24 protein-coding genes are annotated in these 24,372 nt (G+C 72.0%); 9 read left to right on the forward strand and 15 right to left on the reverse strand.

What is annotated here, in order from left to right; translation table 11 throughout:
• Positions 1-35: 35 nt before the first annotated feature.
• Positions 36-695: a metal-dependent transcriptional regulator gene (locus tag M6B22_RS01135; RefSeq protein ID WP_407935615.1), complete on the forward strand. Its 660-nt coding sequence runs from the start codon at positions 36-38 to the stop codon at positions 693-695.
• Positions 696-828: 133 nt separating this feature from the next.
• Entirely contained in the window at positions 829-2,295 is a 1,467-nt protein-coding gene (locus tag M6B22_RS01140; RefSeq protein WP_269443928.1) for a glutamate synthase subunit beta, read from the forward strand.
• A 20-nt stretch (positions 2,296-2,315) separates the two neighbouring features.
• On the opposite strand, the gene M6B22_RS01145 is transcribed toward M6B22_RS01140, so the two are convergent.
• Both M6B22_RS01145 and M6B22_RS01150 read right to left on the reverse strand, forming a co-directional pair.
• Positions 2,316-3,407 carry a DUF4192 domain-containing protein gene (locus M6B22_RS01145; protein WP_269443929.1) on the reverse strand — a complete coding sequence of 364 codons (1,092 nt, stop codon included), beginning with the start codon at positions 3,405-3,407 and terminating at the stop codon, positions 2,316-2,318.
• 182 nt (positions 3,408-3,589) lie between these two features.
• Positions 3,590-4,207: a hypothetical protein gene (locus tag M6B22_RS01150; RefSeq protein ID WP_269443930.1), complete on the reverse strand. Its 618-nt coding sequence runs from the start codon at positions 4,205-4,207 to the stop codon at positions 3,590-3,592.
• 235 nt (positions 4,208-4,442) lie between these two features.
• On the opposite strand from M6B22_RS01150, the gene M6B22_RS01155 reads away from it, so the two are divergent.
• The 3 genes from M6B22_RS01155 to M6B22_RS01165 all read left to right on the forward strand — a co-directional run bounded on the left by M6B22_RS01155 (position 4,443) and on the right by M6B22_RS01165 (position 6,425).
• On the forward strand, positions 4,443-4,895 hold the full coding sequence (locus tag M6B22_RS01155) for an NUDIX domain-containing protein (protein ID WP_269443931.1): 453 nt from the start codon (positions 4,443-4,445) through the stop codon (positions 4,893-4,895).
• Between the two features lie 11 nt (positions 4,896-4,906).
• Positions 4,907-5,686: a peroxide stress protein YaaA gene (yaaA, locus tag M6B22_RS01160; protein ID WP_269443932.1), complete on the forward strand. Its 780-nt coding sequence runs from the start codon at positions 4,907-4,909 to the stop codon at positions 5,684-5,686.
• 97 nt (positions 5,687-5,783) lie between these two features.
• Entirely contained in the window at positions 5,784-6,425 is a 642-nt protein-coding gene (locus M6B22_RS01165) for a VOC family protein (RefSeq protein ID WP_269443933.1), read from the forward strand.
• Here the strand turns inward: M6B22_RS01165 and M6B22_RS01170 are convergent.
• Positions 6,357-7,373: a DMT family transporter gene (locus tag M6B22_RS01170; protein ID WP_269443934.1), complete on the reverse strand. Its 1,017-nt coding sequence runs from the start codon at positions 7,371-7,373 to the stop codon at positions 6,357-6,359. The genes M6B22_RS01165 and M6B22_RS01170 overlap by 69 nt on opposite strands.
• 91 nt (positions 7,374-7,464) lie before the next feature.
• Between M6B22_RS01170 and M6B22_RS01175 the strand changes: the two genes are divergently transcribed.
• Positions 7,465-8,313 carry a phosphatase PAP2 family protein gene (locus M6B22_RS01175; RefSeq protein WP_269443935.1) on the forward strand — a complete coding sequence of 283 codons (849 nt, stop codon included), beginning with the start codon at positions 7,465-7,467 and terminating at the stop codon, positions 8,311-8,313.
• Here the strand turns inward: M6B22_RS01175 and M6B22_RS01180 are convergent.
• The 10 genes from M6B22_RS01180 to M6B22_RS01225 form a co-directional block, all read right to left on the reverse strand.
• Positions 8,237-8,938, reverse strand: coding sequence for an alpha/beta fold hydrolase (locus M6B22_RS01180; protein WP_269443936.1), 702 nt, complete (start codon positions 8,936-8,938; stop codon positions 8,237-8,239). The genes M6B22_RS01175 and M6B22_RS01180 overlap by 77 nt on opposite strands.
• Positions 8,939-8,987: 49 nt before the next feature.
• The gene (locus tag M6B22_RS01185) at positions 8,988-9,578 is read right to left on the reverse strand and encodes a hypothetical protein (RefSeq protein ID WP_269443937.1); all 591 of its coding nucleotides are present in this window, start codon (positions 9,576-9,578) and stop codon (positions 8,988-8,990) included.
• A gap of 53 nt (positions 9,579-9,631) precedes the next feature.
• Positions 9,632-10,909, reverse strand: a complete 1,278-nt coding sequence (locus M6B22_RS01190) for a hypothetical protein (RefSeq protein WP_269443938.1) — start codon at positions 10,907-10,909, stop codon at positions 9,632-9,634.
• Between the two features lie 96 nt (positions 10,910-11,005).
• Positions 11,006-12,181, reverse strand: a complete 1,176-nt coding sequence (locus M6B22_RS01195; RefSeq protein WP_269443939.1) for an amidohydrolase family protein — start codon at positions 12,179-12,181, stop codon at positions 11,006-11,008.
• A gap of 112 nt (positions 12,182-12,293) precedes the next feature.
• Positions 12,294-13,280 carry a cation diffusion facilitator family transporter gene (locus M6B22_RS01200; protein ID WP_269443940.1) on the reverse strand — a complete coding sequence of 329 codons (987 nt, stop codon included), beginning with the start codon at positions 13,278-13,280 and terminating at the stop codon, positions 12,294-12,296.
• A gap of 29 nt (positions 13,281-13,309) precedes the next feature.
• A complete protein-coding gene (gene crcB / locus M6B22_RS01205) occupies positions 13,310-13,663 on the reverse strand; it encodes a fluoride efflux transporter CrcB (RefSeq protein ID WP_407935616.1) in 354 nt (117 codons plus the stop codon).
• Between the two features lie 8 nt (positions 13,664-13,671).
• Positions 13,672-14,223 (reverse strand): fluoride efflux transporter FluC, encoded by a 552-nt coding sequence (locus M6B22_RS01210; RefSeq protein WP_269443942.1) that lies wholly within the window; start codon positions 14,221-14,223, stop codon positions 13,672-13,674.
• Positions 14,224-14,380: 157 nt separating this feature from the next.
• Entirely contained in the window at positions 14,381-16,660 is a 2,280-nt protein-coding gene (locus M6B22_RS01215) for a glycoside hydrolase family 3 N-terminal domain-containing protein (RefSeq protein ID WP_269443943.1), read from the reverse strand.
• A gap of 261 nt (positions 16,661-16,921) precedes the next feature.
• Positions 16,922-18,007 carry a hopanoid-associated sugar epimerase gene (gene hpnA / locus M6B22_RS01220; RefSeq protein ID WP_269443944.1) on the reverse strand — a complete coding sequence of 362 codons (1,086 nt, stop codon included), beginning with the start codon at positions 18,005-18,007 and terminating at the stop codon, positions 16,922-16,924.
• Positions 18,004-19,392: an aspartate aminotransferase family protein gene (locus M6B22_RS01225; protein ID WP_269443945.1), complete on the reverse strand. Its 1,389-nt coding sequence runs from the start codon at positions 19,390-19,392 to the stop codon at positions 18,004-18,006. Before M6B22_RS01225 ends, hpnA begins: the two co-directional genes overlap by 4 nt.
• Positions 19,393-19,530: 138 nt before the next feature.
• Between M6B22_RS01225 and M6B22_RS01230 the strand changes: the two genes are divergently transcribed.
• From M6B22_RS01230 to M6B22_RS01240, 3 genes are read left to right on the forward strand one after another with little or no spacing between them, the layout of a single operon-like run.
• On the forward strand, positions 19,531-20,055 hold the full coding sequence (locus tag M6B22_RS01230; protein ID WP_269443946.1) for a PadR family transcriptional regulator: 525 nt from the start codon (positions 19,531-19,533) through the stop codon (positions 20,053-20,055).
• Positions 20,052-20,729 carry an ABC transporter ATP-binding protein gene (locus M6B22_RS01235; protein WP_269443947.1) on the forward strand — a complete coding sequence of 226 codons (678 nt, stop codon included), beginning with the start codon at positions 20,052-20,054 and terminating at the stop codon, positions 20,727-20,729. The genes M6B22_RS01230 and M6B22_RS01235 overlap by 4 nt, the downstream gene beginning before the upstream one ends.
• Positions 20,729-23,020: an ABC transporter permease gene (locus tag M6B22_RS01240; protein WP_269443948.1), complete on the forward strand. Its 2,292-nt coding sequence runs from the start codon at positions 20,729-20,731 to the stop codon at positions 23,018-23,020. The genes M6B22_RS01235 and M6B22_RS01240 overlap by 1 nt, the downstream gene beginning before the upstream one ends.
• On the opposite strand, the gene M6B22_RS01245 is transcribed toward M6B22_RS01240, so the two are convergent.
• Both M6B22_RS01245 and M6B22_RS01250 read right to left on the reverse strand, forming a co-directional pair.
• The gene (locus M6B22_RS01245; protein ID WP_269443949.1) at positions 23,017-23,949 is read right to left on the reverse strand and encodes a DUF4332 domain-containing protein; all 933 of its coding nucleotides are present in this window, start codon (positions 23,947-23,949) and stop codon (positions 23,017-23,019) included. The two genes, M6B22_RS01240 and M6B22_RS01245, sit on opposite strands and share 4 nt — an antisense overlap.
• The gene (locus M6B22_RS01250) at positions 23,946-24,371 is read right to left on the reverse strand and encodes a hypothetical protein (RefSeq protein ID WP_269443950.1); all 426 of its coding nucleotides are present in this window, start codon (positions 24,369-24,371) and stop codon (positions 23,946-23,948) included. Before M6B22_RS01250 ends, M6B22_RS01245 begins: the two co-directional genes overlap by 4 nt.
• Position 24,372 lies beyond the last annotated feature (1 nt).

Genomic DNA, 24,372 nt, shown 5'->3' on the forward strand with positions numbered 1-24,372 from the left:
TGAGCCACCACAGCGACCTCATCGACACGACCGAGATGTATCTGCGGACCGTGTACGAGCTCGAGGAGGAGGGTGTCGTCCCGCTGCGTGCACGCATCGCCGAGCGGCTGGGGCAGAGCGGCCCCACGGTGAGCCAGACGGTGGCCCGGATGGAGCGCGACGGGCTGCTGCACGTCGCCGACGACCGGCAACTGCAGCTCACCGATGCCGGACGACACGAGGCGATCGGCGTCATGCGCAAGCATCGGCTCGCCGAGCGGCTGCTGGCCGACGTGATCGGGCTGGACTGGGAGGACGTGCACATCGAGGCGTGCCGCTGGGAGCACGTCATGAGCGACGCCGTGGAGCGGCGCATCGTGGCGATGCTGGACAAGCCACTGGTGTGCCCGCACGGAAACCCGATCCCCGGCCTGGACGAGCTCGGCCTGCCGTTCGCCTCGCGCGATGACGTCGCCGAGTTGCTCAGCCTGACCACGGCCGCCGCGGCCGAGCCGCGCGTGGTCATCGTGGATCGGATCAGCGAGCAGCTTCAGCCGGACGCGGCCTTGCTGCACCGGTTGACCGACGCCGGGCTGCGGCCGGGCCGGCGGGCGACCATCGCGCTGGTCGCCGGCGCAGTCGAGGTGGACCTCGGCGGCACCATCGAACACCTGGACCGGCACGTGAGCGACCACATCTTCGTCCGCACCGCCTGATCGGTAGTATTGGCGGCGTAGCGCGAGCCACCGCAGCCTCGCCGCGCACCTCATCAGCTGTTCCGTACCGCCCGACCGCACGACGATGTCGCGCCGGATCGGGCACTGCGGCCGCACAGGGAAGAGCGACACGGTGGCCCACGACCCGCACGGTTTCCTCAAGCACGCGCGCAGCGACACTCCGAAGCGGCCCGCCGCCGAGCGGGTACGCGACTGGCAGCCGATCTACCTGAGCCCGAGCCGGGAATCGGTCAACCAGCAGGCCGCGCGCTGCATGGACTGCGGCGTCGCGTTCTGCCACAGCGGCTGCCCACTGGGCAACCTGATCCCGGAGTGGAACGAGTTCGTCGCCCGCGACGACTACGTCAGCGCCAGCGAGCGGCTGCACGCGACCAACAACTTCCCCGAGTTCACCGGATGGATCTGTCCCGCACCGTGCGAGGCGGCATGCGTGCTCGCCCTCAACACCGACCCGGTGGCGATCAAGCAGGTGGAGCTGGCGATCGTGGAGCGCGCGTTCGCCGACGGCACCCTCACCCCCCAGCTGGCGACCGAGCCCACGGGTCGCACGGTCGCGGTCGTGGGCTCCGGGCCGGCCGGCCTCGCCGCGGCGCAACAGCTCACCCGGGCCGGCCACACGGTTACCGTGTTCGAACGCGATGACCGGATCGGCGGCCTGCTTCGCTACGGGATCCCGGACTACAAGATGCCGAAGGACATCATCGACCGCAGGCTGGATCAGATGCGCGCCGAAGGAACGCTGTTTCGGACGAGCGTCACGATCGGTCCTGAACAGGTGGACACGCTGCGCGCGCAGTTCGACGCGATCGTGCTGGCCGTCGGAGCACTCGCGCCCCGCGAGCTCAGCACGCCGGGCCGCGACCTGCACGGCGTGCACCAGGCGATGACCTACCTGCCACAGGGAAACCGGGTGCAGGCCGGTGACATCGCTGAGCCGCAGATCAATGCCGCCGGCAAGCACGTCATCATCATCGGTGGCGGTGACACGGCCGCCGACTGCCTGGGTACCGCGAACCGGCAGGGCGCGCTGTCGGTGACGGTGCTGGACCACAACCCGCGGCCGGAACCGCGGACCGGACCGGTCAACCCGGTGTGGCCGTCGGCACCGAGCAGCCGCGGCGTCTCGCCCGCCCACGACGAGGGCGTGCACGAGGCGTGGGCACGCGAGGTGGTCGAGTTCGTCGGCGACCCGCACGGCGCCGTGCGCGCGGTCGCGGTCCAGGAGGTCGAGATCGTCCGGGTGGACGGCGCGCGCGAGTTCCGGCCGGTCGCGGGATCGCGCACCGAGCTTCCCGCTGACCTGGTGCTGCTGGCCGCGGGCTTCGTCGGCACCGACGTCCCCGGGCTGCTCGACGCGCTCGGCGTGGACCGCGATCCGGCGAAGGGGACCGCGGTCGTCGACGAGCATTGGCGCACGAGCGCAGCGGGCGTGTACGCGTGCGGCGACGCCTCGCGCGGCGCCTCGCTGGTCGTCTGGGCCATAGCCGAGGGGCGGGCGTGCGCTGCCGCCATCGACGACGTGCTCACCGGGGCGACCGATCTGCCGCAGCCGGTACGCCCGCACGCCGTTTCGCTCTGAAGCGGGCACGCGCCAGCACTTCATGCGGCGGGCCGCGTTCGCCTGCGCGAGCGCCCGGCCCCGCCGCGCGCCGGTTGCCGGCGCGGGCGCAACGGTGGTGTGTGGCGCGGGTCCAGCCCGTGGCTGAGCGTGGCGAGCAGCAGGTCGGCGGCGGTGTACTGCGGGTCGCTCTCGATCGCCCGCTCGGCCGCGATCAGCGCCAACGCGCCGTTGCCGTGACGCCAGTTCGCCCAGCCGAACAGGAACAGCGGGGGCGCGTCGTAGGGGGTAGGTAGCCGGCGAGCCATCTCGCGCCACAGCCCGCGCCCGTCCAACCGGCCGTCGTCGATCGCGAGCCAGATGCCGTCACGCACGCCCAGCGCAGTGAGGGCGACCGCGTGGGCGGCCAGCTCGGCATCGCTGAGTTCGATGTCGCCGCGGGCGTTGCCTTCGCCGAGCGAGGCCCGCCGGGCTGCCGCGAACAGGGCACGCAGCCGCTCACGTTCGTACCGCGTCCCGCTGCCGTCGCTGCCGCCGGCGCCACCACCGGTGGTGGCGCGGCTCGCGGCGCGCTCGTGCTCGTGCAGCAGCGGCCGCAGCCTGGCGCGCAGTGCGGCCGGTTGCGCCTGGAGGGTAGCGGCCAGGGCCTGTCGGTCGGGCAGGGCGACCACCCCGGCGTAGGTGGCCGCCGCGACGAACGGCGACGGACCCTCCGGCAACAGGTTGCCGCCGGCCGGGCAACAGTGCGGGTCGGTGCACAGCAACGACCACCAGTGGCCGCCGGCGACGCGCAGCACGTCACTGAGCTCGCACCCGGCCAGGTCGCAGTCGCCCTGCAGCGCAGCGGCCAGACCGCCCCACGACGGGGGCCCTACCGCCGGGACGCTGTCGTACACCACACACAGGACACGGGTCGCCCCACCGCGGGTTATGGCCGCGAGCGTGTGCGCCACGGCGGCAGGTTCGGCGACGTCAGTCAGGTCCATCCGCGCGGTGACCACCAGATGGGCGCCTTCGAACCCGACCAGTACCAGGCTGTCGACGGGGTGGAAGCCCAGCAGGTACGGCACCGCTTGCAGCAGGTCCGCCGGGCCGTGGATAAGGGCTGATCCGGTCAGCTCGTCCTCGCTCATGCGTTCCAGCTTCGGCGCGGGGACGACGCCGCAGCGCGGCCGCAGGGCGAGTTGTGGACAACCCGGCCGATGTGGACAGGGCCGGCACACCGTCCGAGCGACGTGCTAGCGGGCCGGCGGCCAAGGGCACCAAGGCGGCGCAGCGCAACCGAGCCGCACAGCGCAACCGAGCCGCACAGCGCTCAGCGCAACCGGCCGTCGCGCCACAGCCGCGCCGCGGCCGCCAGGTCCCCGGCCGCGCGCTCGTTGCGCCCGGCCAGGTCCAGCTCGGCCCGGCCGTGCTCGCCGTCGACGGCGAGCTCGCGGCGACCGGCCGCGATCACCCGGAACAACGCGGCGGCGCGCTCGAGCGCGACCGCGAAGTCGCCCCGGTACGCACCCGTCAGCACGTCGTCGGCGACCCGCGTCACGGACTCGACGTCGACGTAGTCGGCGACCCCGGCCACCACCGCGTCGGCGGCAGCCACCGGTTCGCCGGCCCGCCACAGGCGCCCGATCTCCTCGGCGCTCGAACGGCACCACTGGCGCAGCAGGTACAGCGCCCACAGCGCACCGGGCAGGCTCACCGGGTCGGCATCGCGCCAGAGCTCGGCCAAGGTATCCAGGCCGACCCGGTCGGCGAGCGAGACGAAGCGGTCGTCGTCGCCCGACGGCTCGCGCCCGACGCGCACCAGCACCGCCGCGGTGGCCGAGGCGATCTCGGCGCGCGACTGCGGCATGCTGCCGCCGGCGGCATCGATCAGTGCCGTCAGATCGGCGTGCGGCGCGGGGCGGTGCGGGCGTCGCGCCCGCTCAGCCATCGCACGCACCTGACTTGGTCACGGGGATCACGATACGACGCGGTTGCCGTCGGGAGTGGCTGCACACAGCCGGAGGCGGTGATCTGATTTTCCGGCGCCGACCCGGTACCGTTGGCCACGGCGTCGGCCCGATCCATGGCCCCCGGTCCCACATCTGCCGCTACGAGCGGCCTTCCGCCGAGAGGCGACCTGGCGGGCCGACGCCAACCTCGACTCGGCGGCAGGATCATGTGACGTGAGCGGTGACGGCAACGGCTGGGCACGCTGCGCCCTCGGCCACCGGCACTGGGGCCGTTACGGCGCGGCCGGCGTGCTGATCACCGACGGTGCACGCGTCATGCTCCAGCACCGCGCCGCGTGGACGCACGAGGGTGGCACCTGGGCGGTACCCGGGGGCGCCCGTGACAGCCATGAGGACGCGGTGACCGCCGCACTGCGCGAGGCCGCCGAGGAGGCCGCGCTGGATCCGGCCGGCATCGTCCCGCTCGGCGAGTGGGTCGACGACCACGGCGGATGGGCGTACACCACGGTCGTCGCGCACGCGCTGGGCGAACTGGCCCCGCGGGCCGCCAACGCCGAGAGCGTCGAGGTGCGCTGGTGGCCGATCGGCGAGGTCGCCACGCTGCCACTGCACGCCGGCTTCGCGAGCGCCTGGCCACGCCTGCTCGAGCTGATCGGCGTCGCGTAGCGTGCTGCCGCGTGCGCATCCTGCTCCCGCCCAGCGAGGCCAAGACGGCCGGCGGCCGCGGCCGTCCGGTCGGCGCCCGTCCGTTGCCCGGCCCGCTGGCCCGGCCGCGAGCGCAGGTGCTCGCCGCGCTGGCCACCTTGCTCGGCGCCGACCCGGCTGACGCGGCTGCGGCACTCGCGCTGCCCAGCGGGGTGGCGGACGAGGCGCTCGCCGTCAACCGCGAGGTGTGCCGGTCGCGCACCACAGCCGCGCTGCGCCGGTATACGGGCGTCGTCTACGACGGGCTCGGCTTCGCCGCGATGCCACCGCCGGTACAGCGCCTGGCCGGACGCAGCGTGCTGATCTTCTCGGGCCTGTGGGGAGTGCTGCGGGGCGACGAACCGGTCCCGGCCTACCGGGTCCCGGCCAAGGCGGTGCTGCCCGGCATCGGGGTGGCCGGAACGTTCTGGCGGCCCCGCTTGGACGAGGTGGTGCCCGACCTGCTCGGAGGAGGCGCCGTCATCGACCTGCGCTCCTCGGACTACGCCGCGATGTGGCGCCCCAGCGGTGAACCGGCTACCCGGGTGATCCCGGTGCGCGTCCTTTCGCGGCTGCCGCGGGGCGGTCACGGCGTGATCAGCTACAACAGCAAGCTCGCGAAGGGCCGGCTCGCAGCGGCGCTGCTCGCCCGCGAGGCCGGTGGCATGCCCTGCCGCGGCATCGACGACATCGCCGCCGCCTGGTTGGCCGCCGGTGGGCGTGCGGTCGAACCGGGTGCGCGTCCGGACCGGCTCGACCTACTGGCCGACTGAGCCGCGGGCCTGTCGGCACCGGTTGTAGCACACCCGTTCGGCACCGGTGCACGACCCCGGCGGGCATGCGGACGGCGGCAGGCGTCACCATGAACGGATGCGTCTGGATCACCTCAGCTACGCGGCAGGACCGGAGGGACTGGCCGCGTGCGCGCAACGGCTCGGCTCGCACCTCGGGGCCGGCTTCACCGACGGCGGCATCCACCCCTCGTTCGGTACCCGGAACTTCATCCTTCCGCTCGCCGGTGGCTGCTATCTCGAAGTCGTCGAGGCGCTCGATCACCCGGCCGCGGAGCGGGCGCCGTTCGGCCAAGCGGTGCGTGCCCGCACTGCGAGCGGGGGCGGGTGGCTCGGCTGGGTGATCGCGGTCCGGGACATCGCACCGATCGAGGCCAAGCTGAAGCGGCCCGCTGCCGAAGGGCACCGCCGGCGCCCCGACGGATTCGACCTGCGCTGGAAGCAGATCGGCGTCAAGGACATCGCGGGCACGCCGCAACTTCCGTTCTTCGTCAAGTGGGAGAGTGCGCCCGACGAGCATCCGTCGACGGGCGGCTCGGCCATCCGGCTGGCGCACCTGGAGATCGCCGGGGACCGTTCGGTCGTCGACGACTACCTGGCCGGTGCCGACGTCGAACCGCTCGACGGGGTCGGCGTCGAGTGGCTGGCGCCGTCAGAGGACGGTAGCGGCCTGGTCGCCGCGTCGTTCCATACCGCGACGGGCCTCGTCCGCATCGACTGAACCCGGATCGACACGCTCCGGATCGACACGATCCGGATCGACACGCTCCGGATCGACTGAGCCGAGGACGGGGTCGCACAGTGCCGCCTCGGGCACCGCTGCGCCGCGGCGCGCGGCCAGCACCGAGCCGGCCAGGATCAGTGGGAAGCCCACGGCCATCCCGACGGTGAAGTGCTCGCCGAGCAGCAGCACGCCGAGCAGCACCGCGACCGCCGGATTGACGTACGTGATGACGGTCGCGCGGGCGGGGCCGATCTGGTTGATCAGCGCGAAGAACAGCACGAACGCGAGCGCGGTGCATACCAGGCCCAGCACGATCACGGACCAGACCTGCTGCGCGTCCAGCGAACTCGGCGGGCGGGCGATCGCGTAGGGCAGGTAGCCGATCGCGGTGAGCAGCAGCGCCGCGGACACCACCGGGATGGCGGGCAGATCGGCCAGGCTGCGCGCCATGATCACCGGCGCGACGGCGTAGCCGACGACGACGAACGCCACCTCGATCAGCGGCCAGGTATGGAGCGCGCCGAAGTCCAGACCGACCAGCATGCCGACACCGACGACCCCCAGGCCGAGCCCGAGCATCCGCAGCGGGCCGACCCTGTCATCGGTACCGAGCACGCGCGCGACGAGCACACCGACGAGCGGGACGGCCGCGATCAGCAGCCCGGACAGCGAGCTGGACAGCCTGGTCTCTGCATCGGACAGGAACAGCCACGGGATCGCCACTTCGATCACCGTGAACGCCACCAGTGGACGCCAGCGGCCCAGCACCTGCCGGTACCCACCGCGGGACAGCGCCAGGGGCAGCAGCACCAGGCCGCCGATCGCGGTGCGCAAGAAGACGAGCGTGCCGGGCGCGAGGTCGCGAACGGCCACCCTGATCAGCAGGTAGGGGATCCCCCAAAGCACGCACATCGCAGCGAACAGCAGCCAACTGCGCCGAGGCATCCGCACCCTTCCTGCCAGCAACCCGTCAACGATCAACCTAAGGCGCAACACCGACAGTGTCAGCCGCATTTCGGCCCGGCATAGTGGACGCGTGCACAACATCGCGCTGAGTTGGCGGCAGGCCGCCGTCCTGACCGTCGCGCTCGCCGTGATGTACCTGTGGCTGCGCGTGGCGGCTTCGTCCATGGCCCGGAAGGTGGCGCCGTTCGCCCGCGAGGCATGCGTGATCGCCGGCCTCTACTCGCTCTGGCAGCTCGCCGGCGAACTGTCCGTGACCGGCACGGCGGGGGCGATCGGCCGTGCCGAATGGATCGAACGGGTCGAGCACGACCTGTGGTTGCCGACCGAGTCGTCCGTCCAGCACCTGCTCACCGACCATCCCCTGCTCACCCAGGGGGCGAACCTGTACTACGCCTCGATGCACTTCGGCGCGCTGTTCGTGTTCTTGATCTGGCTGTTCGTGCGGCACCGCCCGAGCTACCCGCCGGTGCGCACCACGCTCGCGCTCACCACGCTGGTGTGCCTGCTGATCCAACTCGTCCCTGTCGCGCCGCCGCGCCTGCTCTCCGGTTACGTCGACACGGCCGCCCAGTACGGCCAATCGGTCTATTCGCTGGGCTTCGGCGCGGACGAACTCTCGGCGATGCCGTCGGTGCACGTGGCGTGGGCAGTTCTGATCGCCTGGTACGCGGCACGGCTCTCGTCCTCGCGGTGGCGCTGGATCGGCGCTGCGCACGCGGTGCTCACCGTGCTGGTCGTGGTCTCGACCGCGAACCACTGGTGGCTGGACGGGATCGTCGCCGTGCTGGTGCTCGCCACCTGCGCCTGGGCGCGGGCGGCCGCCGCGGTGCTGGTGCGCAGGTTCATCGATCCTCGCGAGCCCGCCCCTGTTCACGTGCCTGCTCGGCGAGAAGGAGCGCTACCCGATCCGCAGCGCTGATCAGCGGCGTGTGATCGCAGGCCCACTCGAGCGAGCGGGTCGCCCGCGCGGCCATCGCGCGCTGCAGGTCCGGGCTGACACAGCGGTCCTCGCTGCACACGACGTAGGTGGACGGGCGGTGTTGCCACGCGCTCGTGGTTACCGTGGCCGAGAACAGCGAGCGGGCCACCGGTCGGGTCCGGGCGAGTTGCGCGTCGGCCGTGGCCGGATCGGCCTTCCCGTACAGCAGAGTTCGGCCCAGCTCGGGGTCGATGCTTACCTCGCTGCGATCCGGCGAGAAGCGCAGCGCCTCGGCGAGCGCGGTCGGCGCCAGCTCGGCCTCGGGGACGGCCCGGCTGATGGATTCGCCCGGGGCCAGCTGGAACGCGGCGAGGTAGACCAGCGCACGCACTGCCGGATGCTCACCCGCGGCGGTGATCACCGCACCACCGTAGGAGTGCGCCGCCAGCACGACCGGTCCGGGCAGCGTGTCCAGCACCTGCCGCACCGCAGCCACATCGTCCTCGAGCGCGGTCATCGGCAGGTCCACTGCGATGCACTCCGCACCGGCGAGCCGCGTGCGCACCAGGTCCCACGACCACGCGCCGTGCCAGAGGCCGTGCACGAGGACGAGAGCGGCCGGCACGAGGCCCAATGCTAGAGCTTCGTGCCGGCCGCGTTCACGTGCATGCCGGTCAGCGGCGATGCAATACCCGCCCCATGCGCGAGCGGTGCTCCTGCTCGGCGTCATAAGGGTGCCCGGTGTCGTAGGTGCCGTCGGCGGGCACCGCGTAGGCGGTCTCCGGTGCGGCGTGAGTCGGCACCGCTTCACCGGCTACCGGGGCCCCGCCCGCAGTCGGGGCCATCGCACCGGTGTGCGTCGTGGTGGCCGGGCGGTTCGTCGGCGCGGGCGCGTTCAGCGCCGCATCGCGGTGGGCACGCTCGTCACGCTCGGAACGGGCGGCCAGCCGGCGGTTCTCCGCCGCCAGGTCACGCCGCTCACGACGAAGCCGGCGCGTACGCCGGGCGCCGCCCTGCATCAGCGCCAACCCGAGCAGCCCCACCACCAGGATGATGGCGCCGGCAACGGCCAGCCAGAATGCGTTCATCTGCCACGACCAGCCCCACAGATGCATGGTCATCGTCGCGTCGTTGGCGATGATCACCTCGATAGCCAGCACCACCGCAGCGGCGAGCAGGATCAGTCCCAGGATCATCATCACGATCACCTCCGGTCGCGGCGACAGGGTGCCGCCGTGATTGCTTCCTGCCTTCACCGTGCCCATCGCGGCGCGCCGCTAAACCCGGACGCGGCGGCGGCTCAGCTCCGCGAGGCGGTTCAGCCGCCGAACAGCGTCAGGTGCAGCACGCCCGCGAGCAGGCCCAACAGCCCGCCGTGAACGAGCAGCAGCCACTCGTCCTGGCCGATACCCGAGCGCAGCAGGGCAACGAACTCATCCGGCGCGAGTTTGTGCATCCGCAGCGCGAGGAACGTCCGGACCTTCGCCACCTGGTGGCCCTCGAGGTCCGTGCCGTCGACTGCGGGCCTGCGCGACTGTGCGGTGTCGGCGCCGGCCGACAGCCGGAGCTGGTCGAACTCCCTGCTGCCGATCGCAGCCCGGACCGCCGCGCGCGCCGGTCCGATCGCGGTGCCGACAGCCGGCCGGAGCGTGCTGTGTAGCAGGCGCATCGTGCGCTCGCTGCGCAGGCCGGTCAGCAGGTCGGCGGCGATGTTGTCCACCGTCATCACGTTGTCGGCGACCGACGCGGCGAACTGCTCACCCACCTCCGGCTGGCGCCTGACCAGCAGTGCCTGGTGCCAGGGAATCCATCGCCTGGCGTGGACCGGCGCGAAGAGCATCGTCAGGCCGAGATAGTTCACCGCGCCGCCGATGAGGACACCGCCTACCGGCAAGACCCACGAGCGCGGGTAGACCTGCACGATCGCGAACAGCACGAAGCCCATCGGCACACCGAAGTAGAAGCCGAAGTTCTGGATGAACCGCAGCTCCCGGCGCCCGGCGCTCGTGAACAGCTCGTTCAGCTGTTCGGGGTGCGCGTGGAAGTACTGGGTCACCAGCTGCCGTGCGTCGATGAACTGGCTCAGGTCGCCACCGAGTTCGGCGGCGAGATGCTCGACGATCCGCGGCAGCTGACTCTGGACGCGCGCGTGCACGCCCTCCCTCGCGACCACCGGCAGGTCGCGCCAGAGCTGCGGATGCTCGGTCCGCGCTATCTGTTCGACGACGCCGCGGATCTGCGGCTGGGCGAGCGCGGCGAGACGGTCCGCGATCCGTTCGGGCTCCAGTTCGCGATACAGCTCGGCTGCGCCGCCGACCTCGGTGCCTAGCGCGAGTTCCATCGCCGTGCGCGCCATGGTGTCGGCGCGTGCCGGGATGATGCCCTGCCATCCCACCGCGCCGGCGTGGCTGACGAGCGGCAACGCGCCCGCCCACCGCCCGGGCCGGCGCGACACGGTCCGCAGACCGGGGACGGGTATCCCGTAGAAGCGCAGCGGCTTGAACAGCATCAGCACGCCGGTCCAGTTGGTGAGGTAGCCGAGCACGCCGGTGAACAACGGGATGCTGATGAGGTCGGTCAGGGTTCTGCTGTCCATCACCCGTCCCCTCGACTCACATCACCGCGCTGCGAAACAGCCTGTCACATCCGCACCGGCGTCCGGCAGCCGTTGTGACCTGACCGGGGCACGCACTCAGCGGGTCAGCCACACCCGCCACAGCGCGGCCGGATCGCTGAGCGGGTCGCCGTGGACGAGGCTGAAGTGGGCCGGCCCGCCGACGGCGATCCGGCCCGCCGCGCGATCACCGAACAGGTCTGCACCACGCCAGGTGGCAGCGCCGAGCGCGACGTGCGGCTCGACTCCTGCGGCGACCAGGGCCTGGACCTCCCACGCCAACTGGTTGGCCCGCAGCGACCCGCCGCCGAAGTCCGAGCCCGCCGCGATCGCCACGCCCGCGCGGTGCGCGAGCCGGATGCTCTCCTGCGCCCGTTCGCGGCGCTCGGCGATGCGGGCGATACCCTCGGGCGCGCTGAAGCGCGGCAGCCGGGTCGTGCTGCGAAAGCTCTCCCACGACTGCAGCACGGCCAGCGTCGACACCACGGTCACGCCGTGCAGCGCCAAGGTCGCTGCGACGTCGGCGTCCAGGGCGAACCCGTGTTCCAGGCTGTTCACGCCGGCCTGCGCGCCGACCCGCGCGCCCGGCAGGGTGCCGGAGTGCGCCGCGACCGTTGCGCCACGCGCGTGCGCCGCGGCGACGGCCGCGCCGACCTCGGCAGCACTGAACGGGGCGGTGTCCGGGTCCGGCCCGTCCAGGTAGAGCTTGACCAGATCGGCGCCCTCGTCCAGCTGCCGGGTCACTGCGGCAACCAGGTCCGCACCGTGTTCGAGCTCGATCGCCAGCCCGAGCGGCAGCGCCCCGGCGCGGGTCAGCCAGGTGCCCGCCGCGCGCACATAGGGCCGGTCCGGGTTGCCCGTCCAGCGGTCCCGCAGCGTCAGGCTGAGCGCTCGCTCCCGGCCGTCCGGGAGGGTGCGCCGCGGCGCACCCACGTCACGCGCCCAGCGGATGCCTGAGCGCACCATGAGCTCGCCGTTGTCCTCCCCCGCGGCAAGCAGTTCATCGGTCGGGTCCGCACCGCGTTCCACCCAGCGCGCTCCCCCCGGCAGGGACAGATGCGCGTGCGAATCGACCAGCCCGGGGATCAGGGTGGCGCCGCTCGCGTCGATGACCGTCGCGTCCAAGGTGGCCGGGTCCGGCCCCGACCCGTCGAACCAGAGACCGGCAACCGTCGGTCCGTCGACGAGCAGGCTCACCCCGTGTCGCAACTGTGCGGACGTGCCGTCGGCGTAGGCCGCATCGACGACAACCACGCGGGAACCGTGCAATCGTGACATGGCTTCATCATGCACGTACCGACCTGCTCGGCCGGTCGGACAGGCTCGCCGGTCACTCCCCCGCTGCGACAACCTCGCGCGGCCTCGTTCAGCTGACGGCCGGCACGGGCGAGAGGTAAACCCGCAGCTCGCCCGGCCACTGCCGCGCGAGCGTGTCCCCGATGCGCGCGAGGGACTGCTCGATGGTGACGACGTCCAAACCTTGGTCGAGGACGACCGTGCCGGCGACCAGCACCGCATGCGGGCCGGTATAGACGACGAGCAGATCCGGCACCTCGGTGATGCCGTGTTGCTCGGCGATGCGCAGCCGAATCGCGGCGACGACTTCCGGTGCGGCGCTGCGATCGGTGAGCAGTTCGCGGTTGACGTGCAGCAGCGCGACCGTCGTCAGCAGCAGCACCGCGCCGATCACCAAGGAGGCCACCGCGTCGGCGCGCGCGTTGCCGGTGACCTGATGCGTGGCCAGCCCGGCGATGCCGATGACGCTTCCGGCGACCGCCGCGGCGTTGTCGAATATGAGCGTGCGGGTCGCGGCGTCCGAGGTCTGCCGCAGCCCGCGGCGAAAGCCCAACCGGGCCACGATCGTGGAACGCCGCAGCGGCGCCACCGCGGCGGCCAGGGTCCAGCCGTCGGCGACCGCGATCACGGCCAGCACGATGTAGCCGAGCAGGTACGCGTCGCCGCTCGCTACCGGATTGGCCAGTGCGCGCAGCCCGTACGAGATCGACACGACGCCGCCGCCGACGAACACGCCGACCGCGGCGAGCAACGACCAGAAGAACGCCTCTCGTCCGTGCCCGAGCGGGTGCATCTCGTCGGCCGGCCGGCTCGCGCGGCGTACCCCGAGCAGCAGGAACAGTTCGACACCGGCGCCGGCCAGGCTCTGCGCGGCCTCCGCGAACAGCACCGCCGACCCGCTGCTGCTTGCCGCGAGTGCGAGCACGGCCGTCTCGGCGAGCACGACGAGCAACGTGATGAGCACCGGCAGCGTGTGCGCGGGTTCGGGCTCGTCGTCCTGCAGCCGCTCGAGTTCGTCGAGCGCGTCGGACCCGTCCGGCGGCGGTGTCGCGTTCACCGCTCCAGCGTCCCCGGTTGCCCGAGCACTCAACCGAAGGACGTGCCGACCGACCAGCCCAGGGCGGCCGCGCCGAGACCGGCCGCGAGACTGATCGCCACGTTGGCCGCGGCGTAGAACCGGGCGCGGTCCTGCACGAGGCGCATCGTCTCGTAGCTGAAGGTCGAGAAGGTGCTCAGTGCGCCGCAGAAGCCGGTGCCCAGCAACGCGAGCAGGTGCGCGGACAGGTGGTCCTGGGCGCCGGTGAGCAGACCCAGCACGAACGAGGCCACGACGTTGACGCCCAGCGTTCCCCACGGGAACAGCGTGTCGTGGTGCGACTGCACGGTCCGGTCGGCGACGTACCGCGCCGGCGCTCCGACCGCTGCGCCGAGCGCGATCATCAGTGCGATCACCGGACGGCCTGCCGGGCACCGGCGCGCAGCATGGCACCGACTGTCCGCGTTGCGGCCGAGCCGAGGACGACCGTGGCGTAGCACAGCGTCACGGTCACCGCCACGTACAGCAGGGCGATCAGCGGGCGATGGGCCAGCACGAGTCGCTGGGCGTCGACCGCGAACGTCGAGTAGGTGGTGTAGCCGCCCAGCAGCCCGACACCGAGGAACGGGCGGAGCAGCCGGTGTGGCGAGAGCAGCTCGAGCACCAGCACCATCAGTACGCCGATCAGCAGGCTGCCACTGGCGTTCACGAGAACGGTCGACCACGGGAACGCATCGCCGCCGTGCGGAAGCGCTTCGCTCAGCGCGTAGCGGCCCTCCGCGCCGATCACCCCGCCGAGCGCTATCGCCACCAGCAGGTCCCAGCGGTGGGCTGCGAGCTCGCCGCGCTGCGCGGGATCATGCAGGTCGACGTCCGGATCGATGACGTCCGGATCTGGGCGCCCGATGGCCGGTTCGGCCCGCCATCGGGCTCGCCGGTTGCCCGGCTCGGATTCGCGGGGCATGCCACTACCTCCTGCTCTCGTGCGAGGTAGGGACCGTTGGCCGGGACCGGTAGGCCCCTGCGGTTGTCGGCGAGCCCCTCCGCCGTCCGTCCCAACGATAGCGGTCCGCTCGCCGGCGCCACCGCACGCGCCACGACAAGCGCAGGGCCGTCCCGCGTCAGCGCAGCGTCAGGGTGCCGTGCAGGTCGGCGGACGAGCTGTCGCCGGCGTACAGGTCGAACCCACCCGGCTCGAGGACGAAGTGCCCGCTGTTGTCGTAGAAGCCGAGCTGGTCGGGCCCGATCCGGAACGTGAGCGTGCGCGTCTGGCCGGCGGCGAGCCGGACCCGCTGGAAGCCGACGAGCTTGCGCACCGGCTGCAGGATGCTCGCGACCTGATCGTGCAGGTAGAGCTGGGCGACGTCTGCGCCCGCCCGAGAGCCGGTGTTCCGGACGTCGACGTGCACCGTCACGGTGTCATGCGTGCCGATGGACGGCGCCGACAGCCGCAGGTTCGAGTATGCGAAGTCGGTGTACGACAGGCCGTACCCGAACACGTACTGGGGGCTGTTCGGCACGTCCAGGTACTTGGACGTGTACTTGTTGTTCGGGTCGGCCGGCCGTCCGGTGGGCAGCTCGTTGTAGAAGATCGGGATCTGCCCGACGTCACGCGGGAAACTCATCGGCAGCTTGCCGCTCGGGTTCACGGCGCCGAACAGCACGTCGGCGACGGCGTTTCCGCCCTCGGTACCCGGGTACCACGCCTCCAGCAGGCCAGGCGCGTGTGCGGCCAGCCAGCCGATCGTCAGGGGCCGGCCGTTCATCAGGACCACCACGTACGGCTTGCCGGTGGCGGCGATCGCCTGCACCAGCGCGAGCTGCTTGCCGGGCAGGTCGATCCGGCTGCGTGAGGACGCCTCGCCGGAGTAGGACGCCGGTTCGCCGAGCACCACCACGGTCCGGTCCGCCTTCTCCGCCGCGGCCACCGCGGCCGCGAAGCCGGAGGTCGACGTGCAGGTCGCGTCGCACCCCTGCGCGTAGCTGACCGTCGCCGAGGGCACCGCGTTCTTCACGCCCTGCAGCACGGTGACGGTGTGCGCCTCGGCGACGTCGTTCTGCCCGATCGGGACGTTGGGTCCCAGCTGGTCGGCGGCGTCGTCGGCGAGCGGCCCGACGACCGCGATCGAGCCGGACGAGGTCGCCAGCGGTAGCGCATTCTCGTTGCGCAGCATGACGATCGACTCGTCGGCCGTGGTACGTGCGGCCGCCAGGTTCGCCGGCGTCAACTCCTCGCGCTGCACGCGCGCCGGGTCGGTGAACGGGTGGTCGAACACGCCGGCGAGGTACTTGAGCCGAAGCACGTGCCGCACGTCGGAGTCGACCTCGCCGACGCTGAGCTGACCGGAGCGCACCAGCTGCGGTCCGAAGTTCGCGTAGGTCGAGTTCAGGCTGGGCACCTGCACGGCCATCTCGATGTCGACGCCGGCCGTGAGCGCGAGCCGCGCGGCATCGCGCTCGTTCGCGGCGAAGCCGAACTCGACGAGTTCCTGGATCGCCTGGTAGTCGCTGACCACGGCGCCCTTGAAGTCCCACATGCCGCGCAGGATGTGCTGCAGCAGGTAGCTGTTCGCGCTCGCGGGCACGCCGTTGAGCGAGTTGAACGAACTCATCACGCTCGCCACCCCCGCACCCACGGCGGCCCGGTAGGGCGGCAGGTAATCGTTGAGAAGTTGCTGCGTCGACATGTCGACGGTGTTGTACTCGCGGCCCGCGACCGGCGCGCCGTATGCCGCGAAGTGCTTGACCGTGGCGGCCAGCTTGTCCGGCTTGCTGTAATCGCCGCCCTGGTAGCCGGCGACCTTCGCGGCCGCGACCGCCGAACCGAGGTACGGGTCCTCGCCGGCGCCCTCGACCACGCGTCCCCAGCGCGGGTCGCGCGCGATGTCGACCATCGGGTTGAACGTCCACTTGATCCCGTCGGCGGTCGCCTCGCGCGCCGACACCGCCTCGTCGCGCGTGATCGCGCCGAGGTCCCAGCTGCTCGCCTCGGCGAGTGGCACCGGGAAGATGGTGCGGTACCCGTGGATGACGTCGAGGGAGAAGATCAGCGGGATGTGCAGGCGTGACTGCAGAGCAGCCCGCTGCGCCGCGTTGATGTTGTCCACGCCGACCAGGTCGAGCACGGAGCCGAGGCGTCCGGCCTTCGCGTTCGCCAACAGCTGCGGACCGGGCGTGCCGTTCGGGCCGTCCGGCCCGGCCATCTCCAACTGGCCGAACTTCTCGGCCAGGCTCATCCGTGCGAGCAGGGCGTCGACCTTCTTGTCGATGGCGTTCTCGCGGTGGTGCGCTGCCGACAGATGATCCGCGACGGCGCGGGACCCGGCCGTGACGCCGAGGATCAGCAGGACGGTGGCGAGCGGCCCGTACCACCAGGACCGGCGCTTCGAGCGTGTGGACATGACGCTCCCAAATGGGCGAAACGGACCATCCGAGCATTACGCCGCCATGCCGAGCATGTCAACAGCACTCCGCCGGTGGTCGACGCCCCGGGGCCACAGGCGCGCGGTCAGCCCTCGCCGTCGCGGATCGGCGCGGTGATCTCCGCACGCATCAGGCCCAACCGGACGGCGAGGGCGCCGGCCCGGTGGCGGCCCGGTGGCGGCGCGCCGATAGCCAGAACGCGTCGCCCAGCACCCGGCCGATCGGTTCGGCGTCACCGCTCATTGCCCGAGCCTGGTACGAAAGTCACGTTCGGTCCTGTCGAGCGCCTCGCGCGCGACCTCGAGGCGGCGGCGGTTGCGCACGTAGCGGTTGTCCACGAACCAGTGGACCGAGTCGCGAACCGCCTCGGCGGCCGGGCGCGAGGTGTAGCCGAGTTCGCTGCGCGCCCGCGCGTCGTCGAAGGCCATCCGGGTGCTGGACATCCGAGCGGCCTCCAGCGGAACGTGCGGTGGCCGGTGCAGCAGCCGGCCCTCGACGGTGTCCGAGAGCCAGCCGACACCGAGCGCGACCGCACGCGGTACCCGGCGGGTGGGTGCCGGCAGTCCGGTGCACGCTGCCAGTTCGGCCAGCAGGTCCTTGAGCGCGAGGTTCTGCCCGCCCAGGATGTAGCTGCGCCCGGACGCGCCGCGGTCGCGCGCGAGGATGTGCCCGCGCGCGACGTCCTCGACGTGCACCACATTGAGCGCGGTGTCCACGTACCCCGGCATCCGCCCGTCGAGGAAGTCCAGCACCAGCTGACCGGTCGGCGTCGGCGCGCGATCGCCCGGGCCGAGCGGAAACGTCGGCAGCACCAGCGAGACCGGCAGCCCTTCGGCCGCCGCCCGCAGCACCTCGTGCTCGGCGACGTACTTCGAGCGCTTGTACGCCCCGAACAGGTGCCGCACGTCCGGGTAGTCGAGTTCGGACGCCGGCCGGCCGCGGTCGCCGTCGACCCCGATCGTGCCGACCGTGCTGGTGTACACGACGCGTTCGACCGATGCCTCGCGCGCGGCGGTGAGAACCGTGCGGGTTCCGTCGACGTTGACCGCGTAGAACGAACGCGGATCGCGATCCCAGAACCGGTACAGCGCGGCGACGTGGAACACCGATCGGCAACCGGCGACGGCCCGGCGGGCACTGACCGGGTCGCGTACGTCGCCCGGCACCTGCTCGACGTCCAGCTCGGCGAGGGCACTGTTGTCCGCGCCGGGGTGCACCAGCGCGACGACGTGCTCGCCGCCGGACATCAGGGCACGCACGAGCGCAGAGCCGATGAAGCCGCTGGCGCCGGTGACCAGGACCCGGTCGCCATGGCCCGGGGTCATGACCGGTTGCGGTGCAGCGACCCCTTGGCCACGGTCTTGCCGAACTCGAAGAACAGGCCCGAGCCCTTCTCCGCGCTCGTCAGCACGTCATCGAGTGCGTCGACGAAGTACTCGACCTCTTCCTCGCCGGCGATGAGGGGAGGCAGCAGCTTCACCACGTTCATGTTGTCGGCCGCGACCTGCGTGATGATCCGGTGCCGGTGGAACAGCGGGACGACGACCAGTTGTGAGAACAGCGCGTTGCGCATGGCCTCGACGGTCTTCCAGCGCAACCGTGCCGCGCGGCCACGCGGCTCGCCGAACACCAGGCCGATCATCAGTCCCTTGCCGCGTACGGCGTGCAGGTACTCGTGCCGCTCGATCAGGGGCGCGAGCGACTTCATGAACAGCTCGCCGGTGCGCCGCGCGCGGTCGACGATGTCCTCCTCCTCGAACGCGTGCAGCGTGGCCAGCCCGGCCACCATCGCGAGTTGGTTCGTGCTGAACGTGGAGGAGTGCACGACGGCGCGGTCCATCGAGCTGTACACGCTGTCGGAGACCTTCGCCGAGCACAGCATCGCGCCGACCGGGATGTAGCCGCCGGACAGCGCCTTCGACACGGTGATGATGTCCGGCCGGATCCCCCAGTGCTCGTGGCAGAAGAACCGGCCGGTGCGGCCGAGGCCGGTCTGGACCTCGTCGACCACGAGCAGCGCGCCGTACTTGCGGCACAACTCTTCGGCCGCCGGCCAGAACTCGTCCGCGGCTACGTTGACGCCCTTGCCCTGGATCGGTTCGAGCACCACTGCGGCCACGTTGCCGCGACGTAGTTGCGCGGCAAGGGCGTCCAGATCCCCGAACGGAACCATCTCGGTGCCTGGGAGCAGCGCGCCGAAACCGTTGCGGAACTCGGTGCCGCCGTTGAGCGACAGCGCTCCGGTCGTCAGGCCGTGGAACGCGTGGTCGGCGTACAGGATCCGCTCGCGCTTGGTGTGGCAGCGGGCGAACTTGATGGCGCTCTCGATCGCCTCCGCGCCGGAGTTGGTGAAGAACACTCGCTCTATGCCTGAGTGGGCGCGAGCGACGAGTTGCTCGGCCAGGACGCCGGGCAGCAGGGCGCAGTCCAGCTGCACGAGGTTCGGCAGGTCTGCCTCCAGCGCCTGCTGCAGCGCGCCGACGATCGTGGGATGGCTGCGGCCCAGTGCGTACACCCCGAACCCGGACAGCAGGTCGAGGTAGCGGCTCCCGTCGGCGTCGTACAGGTAGCAGCCCTCGCCGCGGACGTAGAAGCGGTCGAAGCCGAGCGTGCCGAGCACCCGTGGCAGCTGCGGGCTGAGGTACTTCGAGTGCAGGCGGAAGTTCTCCCCCTGTCGCGAGTCGAGGATCTGCGACAGCTCGAATGCCACGGGTCGCCCTCCACCTGGTTCTGGACCTGCCGGACGCAAGCGCTCTCACGTTACCGGAGGCGGCCACGAATGCAGCGATGCGGCGCCCGGTCGGGTTTGGTACTACCGCGCGGTATACACCGAGTGTATTCTCGCGGCATGACGGTGCCCCTCACCCTGCTCGGACTGCTCGAGCGCGAGCCGAGCCACGGGTACGACCTCAAGCGCGACTACGACACCCTGTTCGGCCGCGGCAAGCCGCTGCCGTTCGGGCAGGTGTACTCGACGCTGGCCCGGCTGGCGCGCGACGGCAAGGTCACCGCCGCCGAGACCGAGCCGGGTGCCGGCCCGGATCGCAAGCGTTACGTGATCACCGAGCAGGGGGTCACCGAGGTCGCGGCCTGGCTGGCCGAGCCGGTCGCGCCCGAGCCGCACCTGCAGACCGTGCTGTTCGCCAAGGTCGTCCTCGCGCTGATGTCGGGGCGGTCGGCAGAGCACTACCTGGACCTGCAGCGAGCTGCGCACCTGCAGCGGATGCGCGAGCTCACCGAGCTCAAGCGCCACGGCAACACGATCGATGCGCTCCTGGCCGATCACGGCCTGTTCCACCTGGAGGCCGACCTGCGCTGGATCGAACTGACCGGCGCCCGCCTGGACGCGCTGGCCGGCGAGGTGCGCTGGTGACCGCGCTGCTCGAGGCGCAGGACGTCACCTTCTCCTTCGGGGCCACGCCCGCGCTGCGCGGAGCCACCGTGTCCGTCGCGGCCGGCGAGATCCTCGCCGTCATGGGCCCGAGCGGGTCCGGCAAGTCGACGCTGCTGCACTGCCTGGCCGGCATCCTGGTGCCCGACGGCGGAACGATCACGTTCGCGGGCGAGCGGCTCGACACCTTGCGCGAGGGCACCCGCACCGAGCTGCGCCGCAACCGGTTCGGGTTCGTGTTCCAGTTCGGCCAGCTGGTTCCCGAGCTCACCGCACAGGAGAACGTCGCGCTGCCGCTGCTGCTCGCCGGAACGGCGCGGACGACGGCGATGAGCGCTGCGCGGGAGTGGTTCGGCCGGCTCGGGCTGGACGGGCTGGAGCGGCGCCGCTCCGGCGAGCTCTCCGGTGGCCAGGCGCAGCGGGTCGCCCTGGCCCGCGGACTGGTGAGCCGGCCCCAGGTGCTGTTCGCCGACGAGCCGACCGGCGCGCTCGACTCGCTCACCGGCGAGCAGGTGATGGACCTGTTGACGGCCGCGGCGCGCGAGCAGGGCACCAGTGTCGTGCTGGTCACGCACGAACCCCGGGTCGCCGCGTACGCCGACCGCGAGGTCATCGTGCGCGACGGCAAGCTCACCTCGACCGTGTGTGTCCTCTGATGTTCCGGCTCGCACTCCGGCTCACCGTCGCGGGCGGCCGCGAAGCCTGGACCAGGCTCGCGGCGATCGTCCTGGCCGTCACGGTCGGAGTCTGCCTGCTGCTCGCCACGCTCGCCGGGATCAACGGCGTCAACGCGCAGAACGCGCGCTACGCCTGGCTGGAGACCGGCTTCACGCCCGAGACCCACCGGCCGGTGGCGGACGCGGACGGCCTGTGGTGGCAGATCCTGGCCGACACCTTCGACGGCAAGGTGATCGGCCGCATCGACCTCGCCGCCACCGGAGCACACTCCCCCGTCCCGCCCGGGATCGCCGAGCTGCCCGGGCCGGGCGAGTACTACGCCTCGCCGGCGATGAGCCGGCTGTTGCACGCCACGCCCGCCGCCGAGTTGGGCGACCGCTTCCCGGGTCACCAGGTCGGCATCATCGGCGACGTGGCACTGCCCGCACCTGACTCGCTGTTCATCGTCATCGGGCGAACCCCGGCGGAGCTGTCCAGGACCGGGCTGGCCGACGAGGTCACCGCGATCGCCACGACCGTCCCGAGTTCGTGCAGCGGAGACGAGTGTGCGATCGGCGTCGGCATCGACGAGAACGGCATGATCCTGGTGCTCAGCGTGGTGGCGCTGGCGATCTTGTTCCCCGTGCTGATCCTCATCGCGACGGCAACCAGGCTGTCCGCTGCGCGTCGCGAGTTGCGGTTCGCGGCCATGCGCCTCGTCGGTGCCACGCCGCGCCAGGTCTCGGTAGTCGCAGCCGTGGAGGCGGCCGCGGGCGCGCTTGCCGGAACCGTCCTCGGCTTCCCGCTGTTCTTGGCGCTGCGCGACCCGATCGCGGCCATCCCGTTCACCGGAGCACCGTTCTTCCCCTCGGACCTGTCGCTCAGCCTCGCCGACGTGCTGCTCGTCCTCATCGGGATTCCGCTCGCGGCAGCCCTGGTGGCTCGGGTCGCGCTGCGCCGGGTGCAGATCTCGCCGCTCGGGGTGACCCGGCGGGTGACCCCGAGACCGCCGCGCGCAATCCGGCTGGTGCCGTTGCTGGCCGGCATCGCCGAGCTCGGCTACTTCACCGCCGCCGGGCCGCCGAAGACCACCCAGCACCAGACACTCGCCTACGCCACCGGCTTCGCGCTCATCCTGTCCGGGCTGATGATCGCCGGCCCGTGGCTCACCATGCTCGCCGCCCGGATCATCGCGGCGCGGTCCCGCCGCCCGGCCTCGCTGCTCGCCGGGCGGCGACTGGCCGACAACCCGCGGGCCGGCTTTCGCGCCATCAGCGGGCTGGTGCTGGCACTGTTCGTGACCAGCGTGTCGGTCGGCGTGATCACCACCCTGATCGCCGCGGCCGGCCCGTCCGGGGGAAACAGCGCGGGCGCCACCTTGCAGCAGAACTTCGGTCACGCTGCCCGCGACGGACAGTTCGTGAGCAGCGTGCCGTCGATCCCGGCCGGCACGCTCGCCCGCCTCGACGCGATCCACGGCGTCGCCGGGACGAGCGTGATCCACAGCAACCCGACCTTCCAGCCCGATCCGTCCGTGCGCCGTTCGGGGGCGCCCCTGGGGCCGCCGCAAGCGCAGCTGCCGGGGGTTGCGCTGTGCAGCGACGTGGCACGCACACCGGCGATCGGGCGGTGCGCGCCGGGCGCGGACGTCGTCGCCATCGGCACCGGTTTCGGCAACGGTGCCGGGCGCAAGTCCACGGCGGACAAGGCGATCTGGCCCGCGGTCGACATCTCGCCGGCGATGCTGGAGCAGCTGCCCGTCAGCGCGCTCGTCGTGCAGACCGACGGGTCGAGGGCGGCGCTGGAGTCGGCACGCACGCTGCTGGAGAAGGAGTTCCCGAGCCGGTTCGTGCCGGACACGATCTCGGCGATGAGTGCCGGGTCGGGCCGGTTGCTGCAGGCGTACAAACAGCTGTCGAACGTGGTGGTCCTGGTCAGCCTGCCGATCGCCGGGTGCAGCCTCGCCGTCGCGGCGGCGGCCGGGCTGGCCGAGCGCAAGCGCCCGTTCAGCCTGTTGCGGCTCACCGGCGCCCCGATCGCGATGCTGCGCCGGGTGCTGGCCTTCGAGACCGTGGTGCCCCTGCTGCTGACCGCTGTCGTCTCGATCGGCGTCGGCTTCCTCGCCGCGCATCTGTTCCTGCGCGCCCAACTCGACCAGACGCTGCAGCCTCCCGGGCTGCAGTACTACGTGATCGTCTGCGCGGGCCTGGTGGTGGCACTCGGCATCCTCGGCTCGACGCTGCCGTTGCTGCGGCGCGTCACCGGCCCCGACGCGGCTCGCAACGACTAGGACGGTTCGCCGCGGCCTGCCACGAGCCGGCCGGCCGCCGCGATCCACACGGCCGCCTCCGCCGCGGTCGGCCGGAATGCGTCGCCATCGCGGCGCGCCTTGGCCGCCCGGGCATACCGCTTGACCAGGTCGGCCGGGTCAGCGGCAGCGAGCGCCGGCACATCGGTCAGCCCGGCGTCGTAGAGCACCGCAGCCTTGGTGCGATCCAGGCCGGGCACCGTGAGCAGCCCCGCCAGCAGGGTGTACCGGCCCAGCGTCGCGCGGTCGACGCCGAGCAGGCTGACCAGGCTGGCGCTCGTCCGCGCCCGGGTCGCGATCTGCCGGAACGAGCTGACCGTGCTCACGTGCGCGGCGCGCAGGCTGCGCACCTGCGCGGGGCTGAGCCCGTCGATGCTGTCCACAGCAGGGTCCGCCGCGGGTGGCGCCGGGTCCGCTGCCGGCTTGGGCACCGGCACCACGGTCAGGCTCACCGTTGACAACGCGGCCGCGTTCACGTCCTCACCGGGCTGCACGAAGCGAAAGCCGATCGTGCCGAGTTCGGTGACGTCGACGTGCACCTTGCTCTCCAGGGCGAACTCGCGCACCGCGAAGTTGGTGACGCCGTTCGCCATCTCGCCCAGCTGCTGCTGCAGGCTGTCCAGCGAGTGCTGCAGTCCGGCCGCCAGGTCGTCGCTGGAGCGGGCCGGGGACTGCAGCTCGGCCAGCTTCGCCGTCAGCGCCGCGTTCTCCGACTGCAGCTGCGCGACCTGCTGGCGCAGCACGTCGACGATCTTCTCCAGGTTCTCGCTCGAATGCGCGTCGGTTGGGTCGGCGCCGACCAGCGGGGTGAACAGGCCGGGCCGGCCGTCGACGGTGACGATGCGGTCGACGCCGACCCGGTCCAGGTCCAGTCGCGTGCCCGGCGGCAGCCGCACGACGGGCGGGTTCACGTCGGCGATGTCGGTCCCCCTCCACTCGGCGTCGGCGGCGTCGGCGGCGACGCGAGAGGTTGCGGCGCGAGACGTTGCGGCGCGAGCGAGACCCGCACCCGCGTGCCGACCGCCGCCGAGTAGCCGTACAGGCCGACCGTGAGTGGGTTGAGCGTGCGGCAGAGCAGCCTGGTCTGTCCAGTGCTGCCGGTGCGGACCGCTTCGGAGGACAGCTCGAGGTCGACGCTCACCGAGTCGAACGCGTACCACAGCGGCGGGAGGGCCAGGCTGCCCGCCGGCGCCGCCAGATAGGCAGCCACCCGCTCCCGGGCGTGTTCGTCGAGCACGTCCTGGGCGTCGGCGACGGCGCGCACCGCCCCGGCCAGCAGCACTCCCAGCTCCGCCTGCTGGGTGCCGGCCGGGACGGTCGGTGGGCTGCTCACC

The sequence above is a fragment of the Jatrophihabitans cynanchi genome, assembly GCF_027247405.1.
GTDB classification, from domain to species: domain Bacteria; phylum Actinomycetota; class Actinomycetes; order Mycobacteriales; family Jatrophihabitantaceae; genus Jatrophihabitans_B; species Jatrophihabitans_B cynanchi.